Consider the following 424-nt stretch of genomic DNA (forward strand, 5'->3'; position numbering starts at 1 on the left):
TCCTGCGGTGGGTGACCACCGTGCGGGTTCGACCCCCGCCCTCGGCACCATATGCGCCCGTAGCTCAATTGGATAGAGCGTTTGACTACGGATCAAAAGGTTAGGGGTTCGAGTCCTCTCGGGCGCGTTTTTCCTTCGGGAAGTGGCTCAGCTTGGTAGAGCACCTGGTTTGGGACCAGGGGGTCGCAGGTTCAAATCCTGTCTTCCCGATACTTATTTTGGGGCCTTAGCTCAGCTGGGAGAGCGCCTGCCTTGCACGCAGGAGGTCAGCGGTTCGATCCCGCTAGGCTCCACCAAAAGTTCTTTGAAAACTGAACGAAACAAACAACGTGAAACGTCAATTTTTATTTTAGATGCTAGACAAACTAACTTTATTGGAGAGTTTGATCCTGGCTCAGGATGAACGCTGGCGGCGTGCCTAATA

3 tRNA genes are annotated in these 424 nt (G+C 53.3%); all 3 read left to right on the forward strand.

Features of this window, described 5'->3' with window-relative positions:
• Nucleotides 1-53 precede the first annotated feature (53 nt).
• Nucleotides 54-127: transfer RNA gene (locus ORL93_RS31000), tRNA-Arg, on the forward strand.
• Between the two features lie 9 nt (nucleotides 128-136).
• A tRNA-Pro gene (locus ORL93_RS31005) sits at nucleotides 137-210 on the forward strand.
• 10 nt (nucleotides 211-220) lie between these two features.
• A tRNA-Ala gene (locus ORL93_RS31010) sits at nucleotides 221-296 on the forward strand.
• Nucleotides 297-424: the final 128 nt, after the last annotated feature.

It is taken from the genome of Bacillus sp. DHT2 (assembly GCF_026241455.1).
GTDB classification, from domain to species: domain Bacteria; phylum Bacillota; class Bacilli; order Bacillales; family Bacillaceae_G; genus Bacillus_A; species Bacillus_A pseudomycoides.